Source organism: Novosphingobium sp., assembly GCF_027489515.1.
GTDB lineage: Bacteria > Pseudomonadota > Alphaproteobacteria > Sphingomonadales > Sphingomonadaceae > Novosphingobium.
Map to the genome: position 1 here is coordinate 1 of NZ_JAIXZS010000116.1, position 19,652 is coordinate 19,652.

Consider the following 19,652-nt stretch of genomic DNA (forward strand, 5'->3'; position numbering starts at 1 on the left):
CCAAGATCGGCGCCGACGTGATCACCGCGCCCCCCGCCGTAATCAAGGGCCTGTTCAAGCATGTCCTGACCGAAAAGGGCATCGAGGGCTTCCTTGCGGACTGGGCCAAGACCGGGCAGTCGATTACCTGAGATCGGAGCGCCCGCACTTATCTAATCCGGGGAGTTGATTCGTGCCTGCGCGGCCCGCATGGGGAGCGCGCATCACTTTCGATTTCCCCGGAAAGGTCCCCCAATGACGATCAGCAGCGAAGCGCTGGAGATGGCGGCTAAGGTTGAGGCGTTCGTTCGGGAGAAGATCTTTCCCTACGAGCAGGACCCGCGCCGCGATCACCACGGTGCGCCGACGGATGAACTCGTCATGGAGATGCGCGAACTGGCGCGCGCAGCGGGCGTGCTCACTCCGCACATCCGACCCGACGGCAGCCACTTCAACCAGCGCGAGACGGCGGTGATCCTGATCAAGTCGGGCCTCACCCCGCTTGGCATGCTGGCCTGCAACACCCAGGCGCCGGACGAGGGCAACATGTACCTCATCGGCCATGTCGGCAGCCCGGATCTGAAGGAACGCTTCCTGAAGCCGCTTGTCGAGGGCCGCGCGCGCTCGGCCTTCTTCATGACCGAACCCGCAGAGCTCAATGGCGCGGGCGCGGACCCTTCGATGATGCTGACGACCTGCCGCAAGGACGGCAATCACTGGGTGGTGAACGGCAAGAAGTGCTTCATCACCGGGGCCGAGGGCGCGAAAGTCGGCATCGTGATGGCGAAGTCCGAAGATCCGGACAGCAAGGGCGGCGCCTGCATGTTCCTCGTCGACCTGCCGGACCCGGCGATACAGATCACCGGCGTGCCCAATACGATCGACAGCTCGATGCCCGGCAGCCATGCCGAAATCACCATCGACAACTTGCGCGTGCCCGCAGACCAGATGCTGGGCGATGCGGGCGAAGGCTTCAAGTATGCGCAGATCCGTCTTTCCCCCGCGCGGCTCTCGCACTGCATGCGCTGGCTGGGCGGCTGCATGCGCGCGCAGGAAATCGCGACCGACTATGCAAACCTCCGCATGGCCTTCGGCAAGACATTGATCGATCACGAGGGCGTGGGCTTCATGCTCGCCGAGAACATGATCGACATCAAGCAGTGCGAGCTGATGATCGACTGGTGCGCCTCGGTGCTCGATACCGGCTCGCTCGGCACCGTCGAAAGCTCGATGACCAAGGTCGCGGTCTCCGAAGCCTTGATGCGGATTGCTGACAAGTGCGTGCAGGTGATGGGCGGCCTGGGCGTGACCGACAAGACGATTGTCGAGACGATGTTCCGCGAAGTCCGCGCATTCCGCATCTATGACGGCCCGACCGAGGTCCACAAGTGGAGCCTCGCCAAGAAGCTGCGCCGTGACTGGAAGGCGGCGCAATGACCGCAGACCTGGCGGCAGCCAACAGCGGCGCGGGCAAGGTCCGCGTCGCGTTTGACGAGGCATCGCTGGCTGCGTGGATGGCGGCAAACGTCGAAGGCTTTGCTGGGCCGCTCAAGGTCGAGCAGTTCAACGGCGGGCAGTCTAACCCGACCTATCGGCTGACCACGCCCGGCCAGCGCTATGTGCTGCGCCGCAAGCCGCCGGGGCCGCTGCTGAAAGGCGCGCACGACGTGCTGCGCGAAGCGCGCGTGCAGCAGGCCTTGGCCTCCACCGACGTGCCGGTCGCCCGCATCTTCGCCGTGTGCGAGGACGAGAGCGTCATCGGCAGCGCGTTCTACCTGATGGACATGGTCGAGGGCCGGATCTTCTGGGATGCGGCCTTCACCGAAGTACCCAAGGGCGAGCGTGCGGCCTACTTCGATGCGATGAACCGCGTGATCGCGGCGCTGCATTCGGTGGACGTGGAGGCCGTGGGCCTCGGGGATTATGGCCGGCCGGGCAACTACTTCGCACGCCAGATCACACGCTGGAGCAAGCAGTACCTCGACGACGAGCTTGCCGGCCGTCTGCCGGACATGGACGCGCTGGTCGAATGGCTGCCGACGGCCATCCCCGAGGGTGATGAGACATCAATCGTCCACGGCGACTTCCGCTGCGACAACATGATCTTCCACCCAACCGAACCGCGCGTGCTCGCGGTGCTCGACTGGGAGCTTTCGACGCTGGGCCATCCCCTCGCCGACTTTTCCTACCACGCGATGATGTACCGCATGCCGGGCGACATCGTGGCGGGGCTTGGCGGCGCGGACCCAGTGCCGCTTGGTCTGCCGACCGAGGCAGAGTACATCGCGTCCTACTGCGCGCGGACGGGCCGGACAAGCATCCCCAACTGGGACTATTACCTCGCGTTCAACTTCTTCCGGCTGGCTGCCATCATGCACGGCATCAAGGGCCGCGTGCTGCGCGGCACCGCTAGCAACGCGCAGGCACGCGAGCGCGCCGAAGCCCTCCCGCGCCTCGCCGCGCTGGCCTGCGAAGCCATGGCGAAATGCCGCTGAGGCGCAGGCCCGAGGCGGTCTAAAGCCTGGTCTGGCCGATCGGCATATGCCGGTCGAGGAACGCCATCACCGCGTCGTTGAAGGCATCATTGCGATCACCGGCGACCATGTGCCCGGCGCCGCCGACGTCGACGACTTCAAGATCCGGGACCAGTTCGCGGAAACGAGCGACACCGGCATCGCTCACGACATCGCTCTTGAGACCGCGCACGAGGAGCACCGGAAGGCCGGTCCCGGCCAGTTTCGTTGCAGACTGGCGCACCAGTTCGTGGAGATCCTGTGGGCGCGACGCGACGATCCGGGGGTCCCAGTGCCAGTAGAGCCTGCCATCTTCGCGCCGGCGCAAGTTGCGCAGGAGGCCGCTCGGATCGCGCGGCCGGGGGCGCTCCGGGTTGTAGGCCGCCACCGCGTCTACCGCCTCGTCAAGCGTCGCAAAGCCGTCCGGGTTGGCGCGCATGAACGTGACGATGCGGCTGATCCCCTCGCTCTCCGGATGGGGCACGATATCGACGAGGACGATCCCGGCCGGCTGGAGCGACCGGGCCGCCGCGTGGATCGAGGTCGCCCCGCCGAGCGACGCCCCGACAAGCACGAAGGGCTGGTCGATCTCCGCCACGATCGCCTCGAGATCGGCGACACGGTCGTCGAGCGAATAGGCACCGGTCTCCGACCAGTCACTCTCACCATGCCCGCGCGCATCGAAATTGATCACCCGGTACCCACGCTGGGCGAGAGCTCGCGCCGCGCCGGACCAGCTGTGGCGCGTCTGTCCGCCGCCGTGCAGCAGGATCACCGCAGGCGCCGCTTCGGGACCGAGATCATCGGCAACCAGCACGAGCTGATCGCTCGATACGATCCGGCGCGATGTTATCTGCAAGGCATCGGCTGTCACGCCGGGGGAAACAGGGCTCATTTCTAGCGACCTTCATCGTGGGCGGGCAGTGATGGAGATATCGGCCCGGACGCGCTGTAGAGCATCGTGCCGGGCTCGCCAATCGCCCGCCAGCCGGGGCGGCTCGGAGGCCTGGCTGCATGCCCTCATCCGGCCGCGCATGAAGCATTGCCGCCTTCCTGTCCTGCCCCACCGCGCATGCACCGGAGTCCGACGGCTGCAAGACCAGGGCACAAGCTTAAACCCGCATTGCACAGCCTGTCGGGGTTACCATCCAAGCCAGCGCGCGGCAGCGCAGGGAGTGGACGACCCTAGCCGTGCATCGAAAAATCAGCCGACCCTCGAGCACAAATAACCGCCAGATGTTCTGCTCAAACGGTGGAGCTGCATCGAGAATCAGCCCTATCTCTATTCTGGTAGTCGGGACTATGCTTGCGCGGTCGTTCACCATGTACTTCGATCTGCATAGCATTTGTCATAATTAAGGTACTGCTCGACCTTCCCCCCCGCTTTCTTCTCGTGTAAACTGCGATGATTCTGGGGTAACAATTGCTCTCTCTTGTCCCGCATGACACTGTCCTTAATCCTCGGGACATGAGGAACAAGAACGCCTCACCATGACATGATCAATACTGGGGGAGACGGATCTTTATGGCAATCTTTCAGACATATACAGTCCGCCGCGGGGATACACTCGATGGGATTGCCAAGGCCTTCGGACTGACCCGGCAGGCGCTGATGACACTCAACGGCATCATTAATGCCAACCGCATCCGCATCGGCCAGGTCCTGCGAGTCCGTCAGGTCAGCGAAAGCTTCAAGGTCGCCCCTGCTGGCAGCACGGTACAGGATCTCGCGGCGCGCACGGGTGTGCCGGCAGACCAGATTGTCAAGGCCAACGGGGTGGATACCACCACCGACGTCGGCGGCAAGGGCGTAGTGATACCCTCAACCTCCCCCGCGGCAGGACCGGTTCCACCGCCGGATCATATGCTTGGAAGCCTCTCGGCCAAGTATGAGTCAGGTAATCGCGGACCGGGGACCGTCTCCGGCGGTCAGGGCGACCGCGGCGGCGTTTCGTATGGGCAATACCAGCTCGCCAGCAAGCTCGGCCGTCCCGCCGAGTTTCTTGCCCGTGAAGGCCAGCCCTGGGCACAGCGCTTTGCTGGCCTGCAGCAAGGCACACCAGCCTTCACCGCCATGTGGAAGCAGATCGCCGCCGAAGACGGCGTAAGGTTCGGCGCGGCGCAGCACGAGTACATCCGGCGCACGCACTATGATGTACAGGCAAAGCTGATCCGCGAGGCAACCGGGGTCGACGTCGCCCAGCAGTCGGCTGCGCTGCGCGATGTTGTGTGGTCGACGGCAGTGCAGCACGGGGGCAATTCCTCGATCATGACCGGCGCGATCGAGGCTCTCGGCATTGGCGCCGATCATCCGGATTTCGACAGCCGGCTGATCGATGCGGTCTATCTTGAGCGCGGGCGGCGTGACGAGAACGGCGTCCTCGTCCATTTCAGCCGCAATTCGGCGCAAGTGCAGGACGGGGTCGCGGCCAGGTTCCGCGCCGAGCGGATAGATGCGCAGGCCATGCTCAAGGCGGAAGTGGCGGGGCGGCAGATCGTCGAAGCCGCCAAGTCCGTGCCGCAAGCCGGAGAAGACGATCTGCTGGAGCGCGCGGCCTCGCGCCTGAGCGATGCCGATGTCAACGAACTGCTCGAGCGGTATGGCGATGATGAGGCACGGGCTGACTTTGCGATGGGCCAGAAGGTCTTGATTGCCTTGCGCAATCCGACCAACTGGAAACAAGCGGAGCTTGGCGCCTATGATGATCCAATGATCCTGATGTGGAAGGAAGGAACCAGCATCCGGGTGCAGCGGCTGAAGGGCAATACCGAGCCCGCCGGCGCCTATGCTGCCGGCCACGAGCGGGCCAACCGCGGCTCGGACGTCGATTTCGACGGCGACGGGCGCAAGGATCTCGGGCGGCTACGGCCGGGCGTCTACCACTACCGCCCCGAACAGCATCCGCATCTCGGCAGCATCTGGCGCGCGCGCGATATCCAGATCGTCGATCGCGACTGCAACCACGATGGCCAGTTCACCGCCGACGAACAGGGCGACCCAAGCCGTCCGAGCAACGCCGGGACCACGATGTACATTCACAAGGGTGGCACCACCTTCACCGGATCGGCCGGATGCCAGACCTTGCCGCCCGACAACTTCGCGAAACTGCTTGCCCTCGCCGGCCGGCAGCGGAGCCTGAGCTATATCCTCATCAATGCCGGCTGACGCAAAGCGGCCCAGACTGCAGAGTCTGTCCTGGCGAACAGCGTTTCCGCCCGTCGCGGTGCTCGCGCTGGTGGCATGCGGCGGCAGCCCCAAGCAGGCGGCGTCACCGCAGACCGCAGCCGCTGCAAGTATCGCCCCGGAGCCGGCGGACCTTGCCGCGGCCGCGCCTGTGGCCGCGCTTCCGGCGCCAGCGGCCTCTGCGCTTGCCCCGACGGCGGACACCGCGGTCGAGACGCTGGCTGGCCTGTGGCGGGTGGAACAGGTTGACACGGCAGAAAGCGCGCGCCGCGCGGTGCCCGGCCTCGATGGCAGGCGGATGGTCAGGGCCGTGCTGGAAGTGAGCCGCGAGCAGATGAACTGGGGCTACCGTCCGGACCCGGCACTGCCCGGGAACGACATCTGCTCGGGACCCCAACTCACCCCGGTCGGAGATGCCGCGCTCCGCCAGCGTGTGGCTGGCGCGCTGCAGCGGATGGGGGCTGGCAGCGCAGCACCGGCCGTCGCCGGGATCGACTGCGACGACGGCGGACGGTGGGGACCGGGCGTGGTGGGCACGGCCTACATCGCGCGGCTGGGCGAAGACCGGATGGTAATGACCTGGTTTGACGACAGCGTGCTATTGCTGCAGCGCTTCAAGTCGGTTCCCCGCAGGGAAAGGGTCGAAACGAATCAACCCCTGCACGCGAGTGACTATAGTCGGTGAACGGGAACAGTGAATCCGCGTGCATCCACAACGAACACTCTTACAAAATTTACCGACACTTCGCCGCCTAAACTGGCTTGACTTCATTCGAGTTGGAGCAGACCATTTCATCGGGTCCGAATCAATCCATAATCGAAGTTTCCGCTGCAGGGTCGGAAGACATTCGTGAATTTCGGATCAAGTAAATCCCTTGGTAATATTAATGTAAGGCGGTGCGCCAGTCCTCCGTGACTGGGAGTGTTGCGTCTGCCTTTGTCCATTTCACGGGAGATGTGCCCATGGGCTTGTGTGTCGATCGCTCGGTCAACTATCTGCGCAATCTCGGGCTCAACACGATCCTGCAGCCGCGTGATGGCATAGCGCCGCTGGCCCTGCTGGGCGAAGCGAACGGCCAGCGCGCGCTGATCGGGACGCTTGATCAGCTGATCGAGCCCAATTCGGCCCCCTTGCCCACCATCGTCTCGAGCGTGGCAGCCAATATCAATGGAGAGCGCTCCAGCAAGCTGCCGGTCGAGATCGGGCTCAACATTCTCGGCGGAATCATTTCCGCGATGGGCGGAAATCTGGGCATCGACGCTGCGTACAGCAACGCCAAGCGGCTGGAATTCGCCTTTGCCGATGTCACCCGGGACCGCGCCAATGCTATCCAGATCGGTGATTTTCTGAGCGAAGGAAAGGTTCGTTGGAACCACCCGATCCTCTCCCGCTATCTCTTCGGCGATGGCAATCTCTATGTGCTGACCGAAGTTGTCCGCTCACCGCAGATCAGCGTCACCGCGTTCGACGAGCACAAGGCGTCACTGGGTCTGGATATCCCGGTGATCAAGGGCATCGTCGGCGGGAAGGTTGGCGTCGCGGCAGAGGGAAGCAGCAACACCGCGGTCAGCTACAAGGGCGATACCAGTCTCGCGTTCGGCTTCGTGGCGATCGAGCTTTCGGCGGGCGACAGCAACCACGATGGCGAACTCGATCTCGTGTTCCGCCCGGTCAAGGCGGGCGATGTGGCCCTCAGCCTCGCCTCGCCCGCCGTCGAGCGCAAACTGTTCGATGGTCCGCTCACGCAGCTGGTCGACGCACCGGTCTGACACGGCGCGACCAGGGGTGCGGCGCAATCGAGGGAGGCAAGGCGATGGCAGACGAAGACGACATCGAAACGGGCAATCCGCGCGACAAGTTGCGGCAGCAATCGGCGCATTACCTGGTGTTGCCGGATCTGGTCACGCATTTCGCGGAGTATGCGACGGGCGCTTTCGCCAGGGTCATCGCGGAACTCAACAACATGTATCCGGGCGGTCTCGGGAAAGCCAAAGAGAAGGCTCTTGAAGAACTGAAGAAGGCGAATGTCGACGCCGACCGGATTACGAGGGCAGCTGCTTCCAAGAGCAAGCTGAACCTGTTCGTGGCACTGACTCGCGATGAATTGATGACGCTCGACCGCCTCAGGCGCGAGACGAAATCAACGCATTTCCCCATCTACAAGGTTTGGGCCGATCCGAAGCTCAGGCCTTTTGCCGGCAAGCCTCTGCGCACGATCAAGGCCGATGCCTGTCTCGCAACATTCGGCTCACACGGCCGCGATATCGTTGTCGCTGTGGCAGACAGCGGAATCGATGGGGATCACGAGCATTTCAAGAAGTTTGCCAATCTCGAAAAGTTGCCGGACGGGCTCGAACACTGCGACTTTACTGACGATGCGGCGGAAGACGGCGCTTCGGCGCTGGTCGATGAATACGGGCATGGTACTCACGTGGCCGGTATCATTGCTGGCTGCTTCAGCGCCAAGAAGGAAGGCGCGGTGACGGTCCTTCGCGAGCAGCATGTCGTGGATGAGGAGGCCCCCGGCGACGAAGGTGGTACGATCACGGTCCCCCGCGACAATACCGAGCCGGTCGAACTTCGAGGCGTAGCGCCGGAAGCGAAGTTGCTGAGCCTTAAGGTGCTGGATGGAGACGGCAGCGGCCATGCCAGCAATCTGATTGCCGCGCTGGAGCATGTCTTCGATCTCAATGATTCAGGCCGAAAAACGAAGGTCCACTGCCTTAACCTGAGTCTGGGATACCCCTTCGAGGCTGAATGGTATGCCGCTGGCCAGAGCCCGCTTTGCGTAGCTGTCACGCGATTGGTGCGCAGCGGTGTCGTCGTGGTTGCAGCCGCCGGGAACGATGGTTCCATCAAGATGCAGTTCGGCGGATCAACCAGAGAAAAGCGCATCGGGCTCGCACAGTCGATCAACGATCCGGGCAATGCGGAAGCAGCGATCACGGTAGGGTCGACGCATGGCGAATCCCCGCATCTCTATGGCGTGTCGTACTTCTCCTCACGCGGCCCGACAGCAGACGGACGGATGAAGCCCGATCTGCTTGCACCGGGCGAACGCATCCTTTCGTGCACGCCGCGTGCGGTCGCGGAGCGCATACTGGCCAAGAACAACGTTGATGGTTGGAACCGCGCAAGCGCCTGCTACCGGGAGGACACCGGAACCAGCATGGCAGCACCGCACGTTGCCGGCGCGGTTGCCGCGTTTCTCTCCGTCCAGAACGAATTCATCGGCCGCCCTGATGAGGTGAAGCGGGTGTTCATGAGCACATGCACCGATCTTGGCCGCACCCGCGAATTCCAGGGCGCCGGACTGATCGACATGATGCGCGCGATCCAATCGGTGTGACGGGGAGACGATCCATGGAAACGCTTGCCAACCTTCCGTTCATCCGACTCGCAGCAGACAAGAGTGGCGCTCTTTCGGGTGTCGGCAGCCTGACCCTACCGACCGGAACGACCGATCTCATCGTGATCAGCCACGGCTGGCGCAATGACGTAAACGATGCGCTCAAGCTCTACGGAACCTTGATCGGCAACCTACAGCAGGCCGCGGGAGGGCACTTCACGGACGGCAGCCGGTCCTGGGCTGTTGCCGGCGTATTCTGGCCTGCCTTTCGCTTCCAGCCGGACTTGAGCCTGCTTCCGGACAGCGCTGCGGAAGCAGCCGCGCCAGCTGGCGGCGCGCTCGGCCTCGAGGACAACGATCTGCCTGGCGACATGCTCAAAGCCTATGCGGCCGAGATCGCAGACGTGCTGCAGTGCGACGAGGGCACGTTCGTCGCCGCCGCACTCAAAGGTGCCAGCGGCGGGCCGTTTGCCACTGACTTCATGAAGCAACTTCGGGACAAGCTGACTGCCGACCCGACCATTGCGGACGAGCACAAACGTCTGCTCAAGACGAAGGGATCGCAATTCGTTGCGGATCTGAAAAGCACGGCGACCGTTCCAGCGCAGTACAATACTCTGGAGCCTGCCCATGGCGACGGCGAGGCGGCTGGCTTGAGAGAGATAGTGAAGAAGGTGCAGCGCGTCTTCACCGGCGGCAGGGCTGCCATTGCCACTGCTCTCAACTACACCACCTATTACGAGATGAAGGCCCGCGCGGGCGTGATCGGCAAGGCGCTTGCACCGGTTGTCGAGCAGGCGGCAGGCTCCACTATCCGCGTCCATCTGATCGGTCACAGTTTCGGCGCTCGGCTGGTGACCTCGCTGGCAAACGAGATGGCAACGCTGCGTCCGGCATCGCTATCGTTGCTTCAGGGGGCGTTTTCGCACAACGGCCTTGGCGTCAGCAATGCGCGACAAGGCGGCGCTCTGCAGGACGGCGCGTTCCGCAAGGTGATCGCCCAGCAGCGGATCACCGGCCCTGTCTTGGTGACGCACACGCGGCGGGATACCGCCGTCGGATTTGCCTATCCTGCTGCCTCCGCCCTTTCGGGCACGGTCGCCTCCGACTTCGTGCAAATCGCGCAAAACTACCTTGGCGGGCCGAATGATCCCTATGGCGGGATTGGTGCCAACGGAGCGCTTTCGCTCAAGCCCGGCGAGGACAAGGCGCACGTTGCCGTGCTGCAGAACGGCAAGCCGCTGCTCGCACCGAGCAACAATCCGGCGGCGGCGGCTGCGCCGGTGCTGGCGGGCGGCAAAGTCAACAACGTGCTCGCCGATGCCATTATCAGAGAGCACTGGGATGTCGCCAACCCGGAAGTTGCCGCGCTGGTCTGGGCTGCGGTGCGCTGATCCGCCGTGGCCAACTTTCTCAAGCGCAACTATCTCAACGATGCCAAGCTAGCACAGCGGGCCTTGCTGGAGTTCCACCGCGCACTGAGCTCGGGGCGACTGATCGCCTTTACCGGATCGCTGACGACGCAGCCCTATGGCTATGGCTCCTGGCGCAACCTCGTCAGCGCTTATAGCCGCCTTGCTGGTGTTGCGCAGGCGGCGGTCGATTCCGGCGAGGCATGGAATTCCGTATTGGCAGAACTGGAGATTATCGCGAAGCCCGACACGGCAATGCGTGCAAAGAACGAAAAGATAAATGATTTCAGCGATTTTCTGACATCAGAGAAGAACAAGCGCTATGATGTGCGCGTGGGCCTGAGCTTGCTCGAGGAAGTGCTGCTGGCGCCCGATACGAAGCGCATGAACATGACCCGGCAGTGCGGCGACTGGGAACTTGATACTGCGCGCCGACCGCTCGATCTGCTATCGATCGCGATTGCACAGTATTTCCGCAAGCCGCATCAGGAGAAGTCCGCCAATCCGGACGAGAATGTGCTCGAGCCGCTCCTGCGGGGCCTCGGCGTCTCGCGGTTTGCGACGCTGAACTACGACTTCGAACTGGAACGGCGGCTCATGCTGGCCGATTTTCCGGCAGCGGATACGGCCAATCCCTTCGGAGCGCTGTGCCAGCTTCGCGCCAACAGCGCGAACGAGGTGTTTGAATGGCAGCTTTCGAGCGGACGGATCCGCCGGGTCATGCCGGCAGGCCAGGCCATCGAAAGCGATATCCTCAACCGCGAGCGGATCGACCGGCTGCTCGAGTTCGCGATCGGCGCCGATGATGTGGACCACCACATCATGCATCTGCACGGCCGGGCCTGTAACGCGGAATCGATGATCCTGAGCTACCGCGACTACGACAAGCTTTACCGGCGCAGCGGCCTTTCCAAGATGCCCTTCGAATTTGCCCAGCGCATCATGATGGGCGGCAATCCGATCCTGTTCGTGGGCATGGGCATGTCCGAAGGCGAGCTGAACCGTACGCTGGAGGACTTCGTCAGCAGCAGCCCCTATCAGCGCACCGCGCCGGCCTTCCTGCTGTGGAATGCGGACGAGGAAGACCGCCTCGACCTAGAAAGCAAGGACGAGGTCAGGGAGAAGGAGGCGCGCAGCCGGCTTGAAATGCGCCGATTGGATTGGCTCCACCGGCTTGGCATCCTGACGATCTTCGATACCGACTTGCCGGCCGACCGGCTTGCCAAGCCCAAGGCCGAAACCGCCGAAAAACTCACGCGCCTCATCAATGCCCTGCCGGAACACGCGCGGCGGGTCGGCGCCCGCGAGGCCTATACCGGCGGCGCATACTGGCGCCACATGAGCAAGGCAGAATCGGGCAGCGGGCCGGCGATTGTCTGGGAGGTCGAACTCGGCAAGGCCGAGCCACAGGCGGACGCACCGGCACTTGCCGCCCTCGTCGATCGGCTGAGGCATAGTGGCCGGCTGACTGGCATCATTGCCCGGCAGGGCAGCGGCAAAGGCTCGCTTGCCTGGAAGCTCGCGCATGAATCGAGCGCGCTCAGGATCGATCCCGCCGATACCATGCTGATCAACGGCAGCTTCAGCTTCGATACCGACAGTCTGCTCGATGCGGTCACCCGTTTTGTCAGCATGCGCACCATCCGGACCTATTCCGACAGCGCGCATGGCCATCGGCCGCGGATGAGCCGGAGTGAGTTCTTCCGCAAGCTGAAGGACTATAACGAGAAGACGCTGCTGATCGTGCTCAACGGGTCCGAGCGCTTCTTTAGCGTGCGGGGCGAGATGCTGAGCGCGGAACTGCACGAATTGCTGCAGCTGGTCGCATCCGGAAAGATCCCCTGCCTCAGGCTGGTCCTGCTCGGCACGGCGCGCGCGCGCGGCTATCTGGTGAAGACACTCGGCGTCGAGGTGATCGAAGCCGACGAGCTTGGCCTCGAGCCGAGCCGAACCGAAGAGGTCATCCCGGTCCAGCGGCTGGAAACCATCCGGCACGCATTCGGGAAAGCCTTGAAAACTGCGGGGGAACATCCGGTCCAGCGGATAGCGGCAGGGCGTTACCGCATTCTCGAACAGGCCCGGCAGCGGGTTGACGCCGCATCCGCGGCCCGGATCAGTGGAGACATGCCGGAACTGCGGCGCGCCTTCTTCGATCTTTATCTGGACCCTGCGGTGCTGGCCAAGGTGGTGGGCGATGAATCGCTCGCGCTGACCATGGAAATCCTCCGGGCCCTAGCCTTCATCGGCCTGCCCGCCGAGATTGCCGTTCTGCGCTGGGTCCCGCGCATTCATGCAAGGCTTGCGGAAGCCGCGGCGATGCCATCGCGGGCAGCATCAGGCAGCGAGCCCCCCGATCCGATCGCCATGCTGGGTGATCTGCTCAAGGAACTTAAGACACTGGGTCTCGTTCTGGAACTGCGCGGCTATCGCCCACGGGGCCATCACACCGAATCAGAGGCCCGCTTCACTCTGCCCCGCATGCTTCTGACTGAACTGCGCGCCCGGTTCTCGGTGCCGCTGTCCGAAGCGAAACTGTCGACCGCGTTCAACATGTCGCTCTACGTCGCGCAGCCCGTCGATGGCTTCATTCCCGAGCCAGACATTCATGACGAGCTGGGCATGATGGTCGATCATCTGCTGGGCGCCTATCGCGACATGGCCCGCGAGAAAGCGCCACCGCTGCGCAAGGAGGATCGCAAAGCCTTGCAGAGCATCAGCACAACCCTGATGCCGCATGAAAATCGCGCGGCCTCGCGCGAACATCCCCGCGGCAAGACACCCACGCGCGATATGGTGCGGGAGTTGCAGACGCTTGTCTCGCCCGCAAACGCGCAATGCCTGCGGGCAGCGCTGGCGCTGATCCGAGGCTACTACACCACCACGGACTTGCTGACGCTGGATGTGGTCGATCGCCTCGTGCTTGAAGATCGTGACGGCATCCTGCTGGAACATGCCGAGCGGCTCGATGCGATCATCGATGCTTATGGCAAGGTTGCCATGGCAAGAGATGCACTGCGCGACCATTTCGGGGCCGCATTCACCGAACAGTTCGGCGACACTGAACCGCTCTATGCCGACGAACTGGTGTGGCTGCACAATGAGCGCGGCGTGATCCGGCTGGCGATGGGCGATCTCTACGAGGCCCGGGCTTCGTTCCTGCGGGCGCTGGAGATCAACCGGCAGCATGTCGAGCGGAGCGACCGATCGCACAACTGGCGGCGGATCAGGCTCAACCAGCTCACGCTGGACCTCGAAAGCGGCGAGATCTCGCTGGCCTTGCGCAAGATCGAGGAGATCATCGCGGTCAGTGAAACCGGCCGCATCGGTGTGGATCCGAAGGTCGAACAGGACGCGGCCACAGGGGTTCCGGTCAGCCGGGAGGATGAGCTCGCAATCGCCGTGGCGACTGGCTACCGCGGCTGGGCGGCGGATCTGCAGGGTGACAAGATTACTGCCCATGCCGACTACGACGCGGCGATCACGAAGCTCTCGGAGCTGGGGGAAGTGCGTGCGGAAGTCTATTTCCGCCGCTTGCGGATCATGCTGCTGATCAGCGAGCAACGCATCGCCGAGAGCCAGCGCGCGCTGTCTGCCGCGATGGATCTAGCCCTCGCCTCGCGCCAGATGGATCTGATTTACCGGCTGCGGATCATCGAGGCGACGATCGCGCTTTCGCTGCCGGATGGCGACGTGGTGTCCCGCCGGCTGGCTCGCCGCCAGCTGGAAGACGCCCAGCGCTATGCCCTGCAGACCGACGTCAACCGGGTGCGCGTAGAGGCCGGGATCAGCATCGCGGAATCGCGGCTGATATCGGGCGATCACGAGGGCGCGCTCAGCGCCGTGTCCGATGCGATCATGATCGCCACCCGCTTCGGAATGGAACTGCGCAAGATCATCCTGCGCTCGGTCATGGCCAATATCATGGCGAGCCGCGGCCATCCGATCACGGCCAAGAACCTCGCCAGCACAGCGATTCGGATCGGCAGCCGCCTGCGCTATTACGAGGCCATCCGCCATGCCGAACGCACGCTGGACCAGATACCGCCGATCTCGGCAATCACGGAACTGCTCGATGCCGCCGAGCGGCGCCAGACCTGATGGCGTCGGCGCCGGGGGGAACCTTCGGCGGCGCTACAAGGCAGCGCCGCCGAAGGACCTGGGGCCGACCCGCTCGGGCAGATGGGGGGATGAGCGGGCCGGGCCACAGATGGAGTTCGCCGCATCCGATCAGGCGGCGCGGCTCTGGTGCGCGGGGGCAACGGCCCGAAATCGCGCCATAAAGGCATCGAGCACTTCACCCTCCAGCACGAAGTGATGACGCGCATCGGGCAGAACACCGTGCTCGAGAATGGCTGAGAGTGCGGCCCTGGCGCGGGCGATGCGGCTCTTGATCGTGCCGATCGCCACGTTGCAGACCTCGGCGATCTCCTCATAGCTCATCGAGCCGATGGCCATGAGGATCAGCACCTCGCGCTGGGCTGCGGGGAGGCAATCCAGCGCCCGCAGCACGTCGATCGCCTCCAGACGCGCTTCCTGATCACCCGGCCGGTTGAGCACGCGCTCGGCGGTCACCTCGTCGTAGCTGGCCGTGAACCGCTCGCGCCGCAGCTGGCTGAAGTAGTGGTGGCGCAGGATGGTGAACGTCCAGGCGCGGAAGCTCGTCCCGGCGCGGAACCGGCCTCGCGCGGTCCATGCCTTCAGCATGGTTTCCTGTGCAAGATCATCAGCCATGTCGCGGCGCCCGCACAGGCTGCGGGCAAAAGCGCGCAAGTGCGGTATCGCTGCCACCAGTTCCTTGTGAAAATCCGCATCGGACAAGACGCAGTGCTGTGTCGCGCCGGAATTGCTCTCGATCTGTTTCGTCATTGGATGGTCCTGACTAAGCGTTTCGGGCAACTATTTTCCAGATACAGCGGCCAACCAGGTCTGCGACTACGCAAGCACGGAAGACCATACTGAAGTCCGAGATAGATGGAAACTTTAGTTAGTGGGCACACATTGCGGCAAAGCGTGGCAATGGCCCCACAGGACGTACGTCGCACGGCGTCCGCCGATGGTGAGGCACACCCTGCCTCATGCAAGATGAGAGCAACGGCTGCCCTTCCTCCAGCCTCGACCGACTCTGGGACCTTGCGGCCATTCCCTCGCGATGTCCACAGCGGCGGGTTCGTTGCCAAAACCCGACTCTCGGCTGGTGTCTTTCGGGGCGCGAATCGTGACAACGACTGAGTCGTCTCATTAACTGCGGCTTCATGGTAGAAAGAGAATCACGAGTTGAACGGTTCAATTGTCGGATGCTCGGCAAATGCGGCGCACGAGTTCGCGTAACCAGCGATGAGCCGGGTCGGCATCGAGCCGTGGATGCCATAGCAAGGCAACGGTAAACGGCTCAAGCGGAACAGGCATCTCGAAGGTCGCCAAAGCGAACCTCAGGCCATCAGTATGCCGCTCCGGAACGGTGGCGATCAGGTCGGTGTCTCTTGCCAACGCAAGGGCTGCCGAGAAACCATCAACGGTTGCAACTATCGTGCGATGAAGTCCCGCAGCGGCAAGGAGATCGTCTATTCCGCCAAGATCCAACCCCTGCCGCCATGCGACAACATGACACCAGTCGACATAGTCGGTGGGTTGGACGATCTTTCCAGCGAGCGGGTGGTCCGCGCGAACCACTCCAACATAGCGGTCGGTGAAGAGCGCATGCGACCGGACCTCCGGGCCTAGGGTCCCGGCAACCACGCCCGTCTCCAGATCGATGCTTCCGTCACGCAGGCCTTCACTGCTCTTATCCAGCTTGCGCACAAAGCGTAGCTGCACACCGGGTGCTTCTTGCTGGACCTCGGCGATCAGCGCGGGTCCGAACGTTTCGGCAAATCCGTCGCTTGTTCGCAAAGTGAAGATCCGCCGCAGGGTTGCGAGTTCGAGGCCGTCGGTCGGCCGAAGAATTGCACTCGCTTCCTCGACCACTTCGCGCACCATTGCCGCCATTTCTATTGCACGCGGTGTTGGAACGAGGCCTCGTCCCGCCCGGACTAGCAATTGATCGCCGGTTACGTCGCGCAGCCGGGTTAGCGTACGGCTCATGGCTGAAGGACTGAGATGCAACCGTCGGGCGGCGCCGACGACACTGCCCTCGGCGAGCAGCACATCTAGTGCGACAAGCAAATTGAGGTCGGGCACGGACACGGTGCCGGTCCCTAATTCAATAGTGCATCAAACGCAAAGATATCGTGCAACCAATGCGTCTTCTGCATGGTTCCGAAGCGGCGTAAAGCGCGTCTCGCACTCATCGGAGACGCATGATGACTAATAGCAGCCTGGACCGATTTATCGCTGCCGTTCGCGCGGATTGGGGACAGATAAGCACTCGCCTTGTCCGGCAGTGTCGAGATCATCTCGATCAGTTGACCGCCAGCCCCGAGGCCGAAGACTGGCTGGCCACCCTTGTTGCGGAGCGCCCCGCAACGCGCGAGTTGCACCGCGAGCCGGGCAGCTTCATGCTTCTGGCTCACGCCGAGCAGGGGGGACTATACCGACCTCCCCACGACCATGGCCGCGCGTGGGTCGTCTATGCCGTGCAGTCGGGTGAGCTCGAAATTGGAACCTATGCTCGGGTGGCCGGTCCGGATGGTGACAGGCTTGTTCGGCGTGAAACGACGGTCCTGAAGACCGGGAACGCTCAAGCCTATCTGCCCGGCGATATTCATGACACGCGGTGCCTGACGCCGCAGGCTCTCGTTTTCCGTTTCACCGAGCGTGACTTGAAGCACGAAGATCAGGTCGATCACCAAATCACGCGGTTTGTCGAACGGGATGGCGAATGGTTCGCCCCGATCGCATGAGCCGGTGGAGGTCAAGGGACGCCCTAAGCATTCTTGCGGTTCTGTCCGCGATGGCGCTGGTTGTGCTCGATGCGGGCCTGATCAACGTCGCATTGCCCAGTCTGGCGCGATCCCTTGGCGTCGCACCAGCTCAGATCATTATGGCGGTCAGTTGCTATCAGGCTGCCCTGGTCGTTGGCCTGCTGCCATCCGCCCATGTGGCAGAAAGGTTCGGAGAACGGCGTGTGTTTATCGCCGGTCTCCTGCTGTTCACGGCGGCGTCGGTTGGCTGCGCCAATGCGGTCAATTTGCCGATGCTTCTCATTGCCAGGGTGCTCCAGGGCCTTGGAGGGGGAGCGATCATGGCTCTTGGTGTTGCCCTGCTCCGCAGTGCGCTCGGAACCGACCGCCTTGGCATGGCTATTGGCTGGAACGCACTTACTGTCGCAGTGTGCGGTGCGGCCGCTCCGTTCTGCGGAGCAGCCATAGTGGCAATCGCGCCGTGGCCTTGGCTGTTCATGATCAAGCTCCCGCTGGCTGCCGTTTCGCTATTCGCTTCAATGGCTTTGCCGGTGGACAGGCGCCGGGCATCTCACATCGATATCGCGAGCCTCTTCCTCCACGTGGGCACCTGCTGCGCTTTCATGGTGGCGGCACAGATCGGCGCGGACCATGGTTGGGTGGCAATTTCGATCACAGCGCTGGCGATCGCGTCGGCGACAATGATGATCCTGAGGGGCAGACATGCCAAGCAACCGGTCTGGCCGACCGATCTTCTGGCACTGCGTCCTCTGCGCATCTCGGTTGCGGCCTCGATCTGCTGTTTTACGGCGCAATCGGCGGGTTTGATCGCGTTACCATTCCATCTTCAATTGAACCTTGGCAGTGGGCCACTGGGCGCAGGAACCATTTTGAGCCTCTGGCCGCTGACTGTCGCCGCGACCAGCGTGGTCGCCGGCCGAGTTTCGGAGCGCTTCGGCTCTCCCTTGCTCTGCGTCGTGGGGGGAATGGTTCTCGGTTCAGGTCTCTTGCTGTCTACGTTGCACACTTCGAACATGTTCGCGCAGATGGCTGCAGGCGCGGCTCTATGCGGGCTGGGATTCGGGCTCTTTCAGGTTCCGAACAATCGAACGCTGTTTCTCGCTGCACCGGCGCACCGCAGTGCAGCTGCCGGTGGTATGCAAGGCACGGCGCGGGTCGTTGGACAAACCACAGGCGCAATGTTGATGGGGTGGTTATTCGCCACGGCGTCCACCCAGAACGCGCCCACTCTAGGGTTTGCGGTTGGCTTCCTGTTTGCCTTTGCAGCTGCTGCGATCAGCAGTCTTGCATTGGTTGAGCGGGCGGAGCCTAGATTTCGGAAACTGAGAAATGTCATGGCTCAGACTATTGGTGGAGAGTGATCATGAAGCACTTGATTTGCGCGCTGGCCCTTTTCGCGATTGCTGCGCCATCTGCCGGCGAAGCGCAGCAGGAAAGCAATTCTTCTGCTACTGATGCGGTGACAGTGCAGCAGTCGGTTGCGGAGGACCCAGGGCACGCTCCGATCCCGCTTGTAATCTGGTCGCCGGCGAGCGGAACCAACCTGCCCATGATCCTCATGTCACATGGAACAGGAGCGGGTCCTCTTAGCCATGTCGATACCGCGAGGGCATTGGCGTCTGCGGGCTTTGTGGTGGTCGCTCCGATGCATCCCGGCGACAATTTCCAGGACGACTCTATCGTCGGAAAGTCAGTCTGGTTTGTTGATCGGTCCCGGCAGGTTCACCAGACTATCAGTTACATGCTTGAGAAGTGGCCGGATCACAGCCGTATCAAGCCCAAAGCCATAGGCATCTTCGGCTTTTCCGCGGGAGCGACGACCGCACTTGTCTCGATCGGGGGAAAACCTGATCTCGCGCAGGCGGCGGACCACTGCGCCAAATCCCCCGAGTTCGTTTGCAAGATCCTGGCGCCTCGCGCCGCGGATCAGGCGCCTCAGTTCATTCATGACGACCGAATTGCTGCTGCGGTGATCGCTGCACCAGGCTTAGGCTTCGCATTCGAGCCAAACGGATTGAAGCAAGTTAGAGTTCCGGTCCAGTTGTGGACAGGTGAAGCGGATCAGACTGTCCCTTACGAAAGCAACACTGCTATTGTGCGCCGCCTGCTCACGTCAGACATTGATTTCCACAATGTACCGAACGGCAGCCATCTCTCGTTTCTAGCACCGTGTAGCGCCGAGACACCTCGGTTTCTTTGCCAGGACGAGCCAAATTTTGATCGCGCAGCGTTTCACTTAGGCTCAGGACTCATTGATTGAGCCAGAAGATGACGGTTGCGGCGATGCAGATGGCGGACATGAACGTGTGGGCGCATCGGTCGTAGCGGGTATGGATGCGTCGCCAGTCCTTGAG

14 protein-coding genes and 2 pseudogenes are annotated in these 19,652 nt (G+C 62.9%); 12 read left to right on the plus strand and 4 right to left on the minus strand.

Annotated features, from left to right (window positions below):
• The 3 genes and pseudogenes from Q0082_RS19880 to Q0082_RS19890 all read left to right on the plus strand — a co-directional run.
• Positions 1-131, plus strand: a pseudogene (locus tag Q0082_RS19880) (fructose-6-phosphate aldolase); the annotation flags it as partial.
• Between the two features lie 103 nt (positions 132-234).
• Complete coding sequence (locus Q0082_RS19885) at positions 235-1,416, plus strand: acyl-CoA dehydrogenase (RefSeq protein WP_298195342.1); 1,182 nt, start codon at positions 235-237, stop codon at positions 1,414-1,416.
• Positions 1,413-2,474 (plus strand): phosphotransferase, encoded by a 1,062-nt coding sequence (locus Q0082_RS19890; RefSeq protein ID WP_298195343.1) that lies wholly within the window; start codon positions 1,413-1,415, stop codon positions 2,472-2,474. The genes Q0082_RS19885 and Q0082_RS19890 overlap by 4 nt, the downstream gene beginning before the upstream one ends.
• A 19-nt stretch (positions 2,475-2,493) precedes the next feature.
• Here Q0082_RS19890 and Q0082_RS19895 read toward each other — a convergent pair whose 3' ends face one another.
• Positions 2,494-3,387: an alpha/beta hydrolase gene (locus Q0082_RS19895; RefSeq protein ID WP_298195344.1), complete on the minus strand. Its 894-nt coding sequence runs from the start codon at positions 3,385-3,387 to the stop codon at positions 2,494-2,496.
• A gap of 630 nt (positions 3,388-4,017) precedes the next feature.
• Between Q0082_RS19895 and Q0082_RS19900 the strand changes: the two genes are divergently transcribed.
• From Q0082_RS19900 to Q0082_RS19925, 6 genes are all read left to right on the plus strand, one after another.
• On the plus strand, positions 4,018-5,658 hold the full coding sequence (locus Q0082_RS19900; RefSeq protein ID WP_298195345.1) for a LysM peptidoglycan-binding domain-containing protein: 1,641 nt from the start codon (positions 4,018-4,020) through the stop codon (positions 5,656-5,658).
• Between the two features lie 169 nt (positions 5,659-5,827).
• Complete coding sequence (locus tag Q0082_RS19905) at positions 5,828-6,361, plus strand: hypothetical protein (RefSeq protein WP_298195346.1); 534 nt, start codon at positions 5,828-5,830, stop codon at positions 6,359-6,361.
• A gap of 278 nt (positions 6,362-6,639) precedes the next feature.
• Positions 6,640-7,446 carry a hypothetical protein gene (locus Q0082_RS19910; protein WP_298195347.1) on the plus strand — a complete coding sequence of 269 codons (807 nt, stop codon included), beginning with the start codon at positions 6,640-6,642 and terminating at the stop codon, positions 7,444-7,446.
• Between the two features lie 44 nt (positions 7,447-7,490).
• Positions 7,491-9,026, plus strand: coding sequence for a S8 family peptidase (locus tag Q0082_RS19915; protein ID WP_298195348.1), 1,536 nt, complete (start codon positions 7,491-7,493; stop codon positions 9,024-9,026).
• Between the two features lie 14 nt (positions 9,027-9,040).
• Positions 9,041-10,420, plus strand: coding sequence for a hypothetical protein (locus tag Q0082_RS19920; RefSeq protein WP_298195349.1), 1,380 nt, complete (start codon positions 9,041-9,043; stop codon positions 10,418-10,420).
• Positions 10,421-10,426: 6 nt separating this feature from the next.
• A complete protein-coding gene (locus Q0082_RS19925; RefSeq protein ID WP_298195350.1) occupies positions 10,427-14,536 on the plus strand; it encodes an SIR2 family protein in 4,110 nt (1,369 codons plus the stop codon).
• A gap of 129 nt (positions 14,537-14,665) precedes the next feature.
• Here Q0082_RS19925 and Q0082_RS19930 read toward each other — a convergent pair whose 3' ends face one another.
• Positions 14,666-15,304, minus strand: a complete 639-nt coding sequence (locus Q0082_RS19930) for a sigma-70 family RNA polymerase sigma factor (RefSeq protein ID WP_298195351.1) — start codon at positions 15,302-15,304, stop codon at positions 14,666-14,668.
• A 417-nt stretch (positions 15,305-15,721) separates the two neighbouring features.
• On the minus strand, positions 15,722-16,621 hold the full coding sequence (locus tag Q0082_RS19935) for a LysR family transcriptional regulator (RefSeq protein ID WP_298195352.1): 900 nt from the start codon (positions 16,619-16,621) through the stop codon (positions 15,722-15,724).
• Positions 16,622-16,839: 218 nt separating this feature from the next.
• Here Q0082_RS19935 and Q0082_RS19940 point away from each other — a divergent pair, with 218 nt between their 5' ends.
• The 3 genes from Q0082_RS19940 to Q0082_RS19950 are packed head-to-tail and all read left to right on the plus strand — an operon-like array spanning position 16,840 to position 19,558.
• Positions 16,840-17,277 (plus strand): hypothetical protein, encoded by a 438-nt coding sequence (locus Q0082_RS19940; RefSeq protein WP_298195353.1) that lies wholly within the window; start codon positions 16,840-16,842, stop codon positions 17,275-17,277.
• A gap of 50 nt (positions 17,278-17,327) precedes the next feature.
• A complete protein-coding gene (locus Q0082_RS19945; RefSeq protein ID WP_298195354.1) occupies positions 17,328-18,659 on the plus strand; it encodes an MFS transporter in 1,332 nt (443 codons plus the stop codon).
• Between the two features lie 2 nt (positions 18,660-18,661).
• Positions 18,662-19,558, plus strand: coding sequence for a dienelactone hydrolase family protein (locus Q0082_RS19950; RefSeq protein WP_298195355.1), 897 nt, complete (start codon positions 18,662-18,664; stop codon positions 19,556-19,558).
• Here Q0082_RS19950 and Q0082_RS19955 read toward each other — a convergent pair.
• A pseudogene (locus Q0082_RS19955) lies at positions 19,548-19,652 on the minus strand (IS5/IS1182 family transposase); the annotation flags it as partial. The gene Q0082_RS19950 and the pseudogene Q0082_RS19955 overlap by 11 nt on opposite strands.

Coding starts and splice junctions, on each gene's coding strand:
- Q0082_RS19930 (WP_298195351.1), bottom strand. CDS start 15,304: ATGACGAAACAGATCGAGAGCAATTCCGGCGCGACACAGCACTGCGTC.
- Q0082_RS19890 (WP_298195343.1), top strand. CDS start 1,413: ATGACCGCAGACCTGGCGGCAGCCAACAGCGGCGCGGGCAAGGTCCGC.
- Q0082_RS19885 (WP_298195342.1), top strand. CDS start 235: ATGACGATCAGCAGCGAAGCGCTGGAGATGGCGGCTAAGGTTGAGGCG.
- Q0082_RS19920 (WP_298195349.1), top strand. CDS start 9,041: ATGGAAACGCTTGCCAACCTTCCGTTCATCCGACTCGCAGCAGACAAG.
- Q0082_RS19945 (WP_298195354.1), top strand. CDS start 17,328: ATGGCGCTGGTTGTGCTCGATGCGGGCCTGATCAACGTCGCATTGCCC.
- Q0082_RS19950 (WP_298195355.1), top strand. CDS start 18,662: ATGAAGCACTTGATTTGCGCGCTGGCCCTTTTCGCGATTGCTGCGCCA.
- Q0082_RS19895 (WP_298195344.1), bottom strand. CDS start 3,387: ATGAGCCCTGTTTCCCCCGGCGTGACAGCCGATGCCTTGCAGATAACA.
- Q0082_RS19910 (WP_298195347.1), top strand. CDS start 6,640: ATGGGCTTGTGTGTCGATCGCTCGGTCAACTATCTGCGCAATCTCGGG.
- Q0082_RS19915 (WP_298195348.1), top strand. CDS start 7,491: ATGGCAGACGAAGACGACATCGAAACGGGCAATCCGCGCGACAAGTTG.
- Q0082_RS19900 (WP_298195345.1), top strand. CDS start 4,018: ATGGCAATCTTTCAGACATATACAGTCCGCCGCGGGGATACACTCGAT.